This is a genomic window from Mesorhizobium sp. M7A.F.Ca.CA.002.05.1.1, from assembly GCF_003998335.1.
In the GTDB taxonomy this organism is placed as follows: Bacteria; Pseudomonadota; Alphaproteobacteria; order Rhizobiales; family Rhizobiaceae; genus Mesorhizobium.
In genome coordinates this window covers 1-6630 of sequence record NZ_RZQI01000276.1, presented here as the reverse complement: position 1 = coordinate 6630, position 6630 = coordinate 1, and the positions used below count along the sequence as shown (strand labels likewise).

The window sequence follows — 6630 nt, the reverse complement described above, 5'->3', positions numbered from 1 at the left end:
CAACATCGGTCCCGAGCAGCGCGGCATCGAGCAGGCGGCCGAAAGACCTTCCATCGCGCGGGCCGTCGACAAGAACTGCCTGGCCGACTTCCAAACGGTGACGCCGAAACCCTGCATGTTCGGCCCGGCCGACGCCACCCGCACCATCGTGCTGTTCGGCGATTCGCACGCCGACCAGTGGTCGACGCCGCTGATCGAAGCAGCCAGGCGCAACGACACAAAGATCATCACCTATCTCAAATCATCGTGCCGCGCTTCGCGGCTCTCCACCTTCAACACGGTGCTGAAGCGCGACTACACCGAATGCGACGCCTGGCGCGAGCAGGCCATATCAGAGATCATCCGCCACAAGCCGCGCCTGGTGGTGATCTCCGAATTTTCCATCGGCAATCTGATCCGTGACCTGCCCGCGGCCGAACGCACCGCTGAAGTAGCGCGCTGGCAGGCCGGCCTGCGCTCGACCTTGCAGGCCTTCAGCCGGGCCGGTGTCGAGACGGCTGTTATCCGCGACACGCCGATCAACGCCAGCTTCGCCGGCTCCTGCGTGGCGCGCACCCTGTGGTGGCGCGAGGCACCCTCGCCGCACTGCGACACGCCAAGAGCCGAAGCCGCCAACGATAGCACCGCCGCCGCCGAGCGCGCCGTGGTGACCAGCGTGCCCGACACCCGCTACATCGACCTCACCAACCAATTCTGCGGCCCGACCACCTGCCACGTCGTCATATCAGGCAAGCTGGCGTTTCGTGACAGGCACCATCTGGCGACGGGCTTTGCCGAGACACTGGCGGGGCCATTGGAGCGGGCCTTGTTTTAGGCGCCTGGGTATCTGCGCCCGGTCCGCATTGTTCATCACATCTTGCGAATCTGTGGAACGGGCTTGATCACCGATCCGGCAGGCATCGCCGGTCGGATCCATTTCACCCCTCACCGCCTCATCATCATCCCGTAATGCACTGCCAACAAATCCAGCCCCACCTTCAGGAGCTTCGTCACCACGTTCCGGCCTTCGCCGGTCTGCTCGGACAGGCGCTTGAGGGAACCGTCCGCGCAGCAGACTTGTCGCACCACGGCGGCCACCTCCCAATGGCCTAGCGCTCTTGTGGCGGCGGCATAGGCCCTGCCGGCGTCGAGCACACTGTCGGCGATGCCGCCGCCATCGCGGCCGCCGTCGACGCGCTCGGTCCAGCGCATCGGCTTGACATCAGCCTGCTGGCTGCAGCGGAAATCCTCGCGGTAGCGCAGACCTGCCTCGCGCTGCTGGCGCGACAGCGAGGTGATGCCGATAAGCGCATCGATGGCGCGCACCCGCACGATGCCGCCGGTGGCGGCGTAGCCGTCATTCGACACCTCGTAGACACGAGCAGCCTCCAGCGTGCCCGCCGCCAGCCGCTTGCGGCCGAAGGCGTCATCCCTGAGCGCGAAATCATGGCCGATCTCGCGGCGTATGCGCACCTGCTCGGCCTCGCCCTTCGGCAATTTCGGCGCCTGCGGTTTGACGGGTCTGGTCCTTTTGCTCATGGGAGGCTCCTGGTTGGCTCGGGATGATGGAGAACGGCAAAGCGGCGATCCTTCGCGCTGTTGGGCATCTCCCCACATGGTCGGCAGGGCGGAGAGAGCCGCCGTTCGGTTGGCCTTCGTTGAATCGGAGGTCGTCGCCTCCTCGCCGCTGCGCCAGCATCCTTGCCGCCCGGCATCCAGGCTGATGGAACCGGCGCGAGCTTTCGACGTTATGTCGCGTCCATGCCAAGGGGAGGTTCGCCGATGACAGCCTTCATGCCGGTTACCGTGCGCTTTTGCGATAACAAAACCATGCTGGTCAGTTCGGTGGCCGGCGCAGCCGAGGCATTGCGCCACCAATGGCCCGACAAGACAGCACCTGGTTATCTCGAGGCGACGCGGCTGGTTACGCTCGCCGTCGAAGGCATCTGCTGCCAGCGCATTGCGTTCGACGCCTTCACCAGGGCGGCCAAGCAACAGAACATACTGGTGGCCAGGCCCAAAAGCCGCGCCCATGACTGGCTGAACGCGGTGGCTAGCCCATGAGGATCGCGCGCCGGCCGAAAAATTGATGCAACCGGCCGCCAGCGGGGCGCGTTTATCGATGCGGTAGTTGGAGCCGCGCGCAAAGCGAAGGTGAACGCCGTGGGTACGATGAAAACCGGAGTGCCGCTCAAAGTGCGGGTGGAAGATGAGATCGAAGAGATCGACAGCGTCAGCGAAGCCGCCGATTTTCTGCAGCGTTGGCCGCTCGAGCGACGCGGCCATGTCTACCGCAGTGCGCTGAACGCCTGCAGCGCGGCGATCGCCGCGCAGATTTCCGAAGCCGACGCCATGAAGGTGTTTACCGGCTTTGCCCGGGTGACCGGCATATTGGTCGACGAGGGCAACCCGGCGATGGCGATGGACGCAAGGAGCATGCAGAGCCGCACGCCCAAGCAAGGCCGGCAAATGCCGAAATAAGGTTTTGCTTCTTTCTCCCCGTTCACGGTGAGGTGTGGTCCGCGCAGCGGACGAAAAGCCAATTGCTTGGCTCTTCGAACAGCGAACGCCCGGCAGGGCAATGAGGGGCGGCGCCAGCGCTTCGGTAAGTGGCATCTGAATCGGATGCTTGAATTTCATGTCAGCTTTCAATCCTGCCTCGTCAGCGCTGCCCCTCATCCGCCTGCCGGCACCTTCTCCCCGTGAACGGGGAGAAGAGACCAAGCCTCACCCCGTCGCCACAAATACGCGGCGCTGGAAGCGCGCCTGATGGTAGGTGCAATAGCTTTTCAGCGCCCTGGTGCGCATGCCGCAGCACAGCATGTCGGCGCCCGGCCGGCTGCCTGGCGCATCGTTTTCAGAATCCTCCTCCACCGTCAGATCCAGCGGCGCGCGGCAGCGTGAAAACAGGCAATCGATGAAACGCATCGCCACGCCATGCGGCTGCCGGCCGATGGCCGCGCGCGGCGGCGCCGGCGTCTCCAGGCGATAGGCTACGCCGTCAGCGATCAGCACGCCTACCTCGCGCACGAACGAATGGCGCCTGGGCCGGGCCACTTCACGCGCGGGGATGTCCTTGGCGGCAAGCACGCCATGCATCTTGCCGACGACAGGCGTCGCAGTCCCCGGGGCGCCAGTCGCCCGCTTGCTTTCAGCGCGCTTGCCCACCGCCTGTCTGGCTCGCGGCGGCGGCCCCTTGCCATTGGCAAAACCGATCGCGCCCAGCATGGCGTTGCGGTGCACGATGCCGATGATGGTGTCGCGCAACGCGCTGAACGCGACTGCAATCCTGGAGGCTGAAAGCCCGTCCTTCAGCCAGCGGCCGATCTCGTGCAATTCCGCGTCGCTATAGCTTGCCATATTCAGCTCCATCCAAAGTTCGGCCGCACGCCGTCGGGCAGCGTCAAGGTTCGACCCGGTGGCCGGGTCGCAGTCAGGTTGTTTTTCAAGAGCCGGCTGTCAGCCGACCAGCCTCAGCCGGATTGGGTAGATTTCCCGCCGGCAAGGTGCAGAAGCCGCGCCTCGGCCGTGTTTCTATCCAGGGCGGAAACCGCCCTGCCCGTTGGCCTGTCGAACAGGATGACGGTGCCGTCCTCGGTGCGGATGCAGGAGCGGCCAGCCGAAAAAACAGCGCCGGCGCCATGCCGGTCGGATTGGGGGCCGGAGCCGCTGGGAGCGGCGGCTCCGGCCGTTCCGGTCGCCGGAGACGGGCGGACCGGACCCGGGGCTGGTGCAGTCAAGCACCGAGCCTCGGGCTTCATCCTGGCCGGGGAGGAGGACAGCCGGGATGAAAGGGGGGCGACAGCCGCCGGGCACACCGCGCACGGGGCCGGCGCCATTGCGCCATCAAAGGTGGACAGGTTTTGCATAACCATATATAAGCATAACTCACAAATTTATGCAAGCCATTCTTTCATAGACGAGAGCCACTTTCATCACTCACATGGTCGCCATGGCAAGAACGGAACTGTCGATCAAGGTCGGGGCGGCGATCCGCAAGGCGCGCAAGCAGCGCGGCCTGGTCATGCGCCACATCGCCGAGCACAACGACACTGATGTCGCCGCCGTCGGCAATTGGGAAACCGGCCGCAATCTGCCCAAGACCGAGAACCTCCTGAAGACCGCCGCCTTCCTGCGCGTCGACCCGGTGGCGCTAGGTCAAGGGCAGGTCGTGTTTCTCGACGATGCCGGACCGGTCGCCGATGCGGAGATCGTCACCGATACCGGTCCGCTACCCGCGGGGTCGATGGATATCGAGGTGCTGGGCGCGGCCGTCGGCGGCGACGATGGCGATTTCACCTTCAACGGCGAGCCGGCGGGTTACGTCCAGCGCCCGCCGGGGGTGCGCAACCTGCCGAAGGTGTTCGCCCTGCACGTGCTCTCGGATTCCATGGTGCCGCGTTATGAGCCCGGCGACCTGATCTATTGCGGCGGCCGCGACGCGGTGCCCGGCGACCATGTGGTGATCGAGACCTTCCCCGAGGAAAACGAGCGCAACGGCAAGGCCTTCATCAAGAAGCTGGTCAAGCGCACGGCGGGCGAGCTGGTGGTCGAGCAGTACAATCCGCCGAAGACGCTGACCTTCAACCGCTACGCCATCAAACATGTCTGGCGCGTGATTCCGCTGAAGGAATTGCTGGGGTATTGAGGAGCGCTTCTTGCCTTCTCCCCTTGCGGGGTGAAAGGCGGTCCGCACAGCGGACGAAAAGCCAATTGCTTGGCTTTTCGAGCCTTGAACGCCCTGAGCTTGCGAAGGGCCGGGTAGCGCAGGATCCACCTGCCGGGTCCCCGCTGCTTCGCAGCGTCCCGGCGTTCGCTGGCCTTTGATCGTGCCACTGGCACGATCAATTCACTCACGCGAACCGGCCGTTCACCCTTCGACAAGACTCAAGCCCGCCTCGCTCCCTCCAGCGGCACCTCGCGATCGCTCAGCATCTGCGCTTCGCTGCGCACGCGCTGGCGCTCGTCGATGAAGGCCGCCTGGATCGTAACGGTCGCTCCTGGCAGTCCGTCGGCACGGCAGGCCGCGCAGACGATGCGGCCCGACAGAGCGGCAAGCGGCGTGTTCCCCGTCACGCCGAACCGCTTCAGCTGATCGGGTCGCCACCAACGGTTGCGGCCGCAATCCGCGCACTCGACCGAGATCGAGGCGACATGCGCGATTGTTGGTTCCCTGCCCGGCAATGCCATCGCCCCTGCCTCATCGTTGTTCCTGATTTGTTCGCATATTCCTGTGTTTTGCGCCGGGAGTCGAGTCGCAGTTTTCAAACTTTCCCCGAAGTTTTTCTTCTAGTGCAATTTGAGTTATGCTTTCATATATATGAAAATGTGAGTCAGACACGAACCTGCCCACTGCATCAGACCCGGGAGCGATAATGGACGCTTTTGCCACCGATTTTGCCCGTTCCTGCGGTTACGCCGGCGACAGCCTGGCCCTGCTTGAAGCCTTCGAAGCCATCCGCCGAAACGGCATCGCCCACGCCCGTCAGGATCACGTCAGGCGCAAGGCAGTGATCGACGAGTTGAAACCGTCGGAGGCGCTGTTCCTGGCCGCGATTGGCCCGGCGCTCTCGGCGGAAGAGGCCATTGAGGACGCCGCCCGCTTCATAGCCTGCTGGCGCAACATACCGCGCTGGCGCCAGGAGCGGCGCTTGCCCGACCTGGTCAGGGCCAAGCAACAACGGCTGGTGGCACGGTATTTTCGTCGCCATGGCCATCTTCTATGGGCGCGCGAAGCAGCGTGAGGCTGGACCAGCCATTTGCGGGTTCCATCGGCAATTTTTTCTTTCTAGACTGCGCAGGGGTGGCTGATCGTCGACGTGCATAGTTTGGGATGTTCAAGACTGCCCGCTCAAGATTTCAAACCTGGATAACGGCCGGCGCGGGAACCATCGCCGCCCTGCTTGTCGCCGGCCTGATGGGGGCCTTCGGCGCCCTGCCCGCCCACGCCCCGCCGCAATTGCCGTCCGATGCCGCCATCGACGCCGGGCGCTGGCGGGTCCAGCCGATGCGCGCCTATGTCAGCCGCGCCCGGCGAAGTGATTGGCCAGCGCCACCTTCGCCGCGAGCTGCATGAGGAGATCGCCGACCAGCACGCCGGCCAGCACGAGTGCCATGAGTTGCGGCCAGAACCGCCGCAGCAGCGAAAAACCTAGGGTGATCGGTCTGATAATATCGGCAAACATGAGGTTCTCTCACGATGCCACCCGCCAAAACCTTTCTAGCAAAGGACGGCTGTTTTGCAAGAAAGGGGGCTCCCCTTCTCCCCTTGTGGGAGAAGGGACAACCGTCCCCCTCACCTTCTCACCCGCGATTTCAGCCACCGGTCGAACGCCACCGCCAGGATCAGGATGAGCCCGATGACGATGCTTTGCGTATAGGACGAGACGTTGTTGAACTGCAGCCCGTTCTGCAGCACGCCGATGAGCGCCGCGCCGACCACCGTACCGCCGACCGAGCCGATGCCGCCGAACAGCGAGGTGCCGCCGATGACGACGGCCGAAATGACCGTCAGCTCGTAGCCGATACCGGCGACCGCTTCCGAGGAATTCAGCCGCGCCGACAGCACGAAGGCCGCGAGGCCGGCGAAGAAGCCGACGATGACATAAACCGAGACCAGAATACGGTCGACGCGCAGGCCCGACAGCCTTG

11 protein-coding genes are annotated in these 6630 nt (G+C 64.4%); 5 read left to right on the top strand and 6 right to left on the bottom strand.

Going from position 1 to position 6630, the window contains the following annotated elements; genetic code table 11:
* On the top strand, positions 1 to 814 hold an 814-nt coding region (locus EN939_RS15885), incomplete at its 5' end, for an SGNH hydrolase domain-containing protein (RefSeq protein ID WP_272483095.1).
* A gap of 110 nt (positions 815 to 924) precedes the next feature.
* Here EN939_RS15885 and EN939_RS15880 read toward each other — a convergent pair.
* Positions 925 to 1518 (bottom strand): DUF6456 domain-containing protein, encoded by a 594-nt coding sequence (locus EN939_RS15880; protein WP_127268743.1) that lies wholly within the window; start codon positions 1516 to 1518, stop codon positions 925 to 927.
* Between the two features lie 243 nt (positions 1519 to 1761).
* On the opposite strand from EN939_RS15880, the gene EN939_RS15875 reads away from it, so the two are divergent.
* Entirely contained in the window at positions 1762 to 2043 is a 282-nt protein-coding gene (locus EN939_RS15875) for a DUF982 domain-containing protein (RefSeq protein ID WP_127268742.1), read from the top strand.
* 108 nt (positions 2044 to 2151) lie between these two features.
* Positions 2152 to 2460 (top strand): DUF982 domain-containing protein, encoded by a 309-nt coding sequence (locus EN939_RS15870; RefSeq protein WP_164749149.1) that lies wholly within the window; start codon positions 2152 to 2154, stop codon positions 2458 to 2460.
* Between the two features lie 246 nt (positions 2461 to 2706).
* Here EN939_RS15870 and EN939_RS15865 read toward each other — a convergent pair whose 3' ends face one another.
* Positions 2707 to 3339: a GcrA cell cycle regulator gene (locus EN939_RS15865; RefSeq protein WP_127268740.1), complete on the bottom strand. Its 633-nt coding sequence runs from the start codon at positions 3337 to 3339 to the stop codon at positions 2707 to 2709.
* Positions 3340 to 3452: 113 nt separating this feature from the next.
* Positions 3453 to 3719 carry a hypothetical protein gene (locus EN939_RS15860; RefSeq protein ID WP_236382727.1) on the bottom strand — a complete coding sequence of 89 codons (267 nt, stop codon included), beginning with the start codon at positions 3717 to 3719 and terminating at the stop codon, positions 3453 to 3455.
* A 203-nt stretch (positions 3720 to 3922) separates the two neighbouring features.
* Here EN939_RS15860 and EN939_RS15855 point away from each other — a divergent pair, with 203 nt between their 5' ends.
* The gene (locus EN939_RS15855; protein WP_127268739.1) at positions 3923 to 4627 is read left to right on the top strand and encodes an XRE family transcriptional regulator; all 705 of its coding nucleotides are present in this window, start codon (positions 3923 to 3925) and stop codon (positions 4625 to 4627) included.
* A 239-nt stretch (positions 4628 to 4866) separates the two neighbouring features.
* On the opposite strand, the gene EN939_RS15850 is transcribed toward EN939_RS15855, so the two are convergent.
* Positions 4867 to 5169 carry a hypothetical protein gene (locus EN939_RS15850; protein WP_127268738.1) on the bottom strand — a complete coding sequence of 101 codons (303 nt, stop codon included), beginning with the start codon at positions 5167 to 5169 and terminating at the stop codon, positions 4867 to 4869.
* A 185-nt stretch (positions 5170 to 5354) separates the two neighbouring features.
* Here EN939_RS15850 and EN939_RS15845 point away from each other — a divergent pair, with 185 nt between their 5' ends.
* Positions 5355 to 5723, top strand: a complete 369-nt coding sequence (locus EN939_RS15845; RefSeq protein WP_127268737.1) for a hypothetical protein — start codon at positions 5355 to 5357, stop codon at positions 5721 to 5723.
* Between the two features lie 276 nt (positions 5724 to 5999).
* On the opposite strand, the gene EN939_RS38080 is transcribed toward EN939_RS15845, so the two are convergent.
* Together EN939_RS38080 and EN939_RS15835 are read right to left on the bottom strand one after the other, a co-directional pair.
* Positions 6000 to 6164: a hypothetical protein gene (locus tag EN939_RS38080; protein ID WP_164748889.1), complete on the bottom strand. Its 165-nt coding sequence runs from the start codon at positions 6162 to 6164 to the stop codon at positions 6000 to 6002.
* A gap of 110 nt (positions 6165 to 6274) precedes the next feature.
* Positions 6275 to 6630: ABC transporter permease (locus EN939_RS15835; RefSeq protein WP_442919537.1), on the bottom strand; the 356-nt coding region annotated here is incomplete at its 5' end.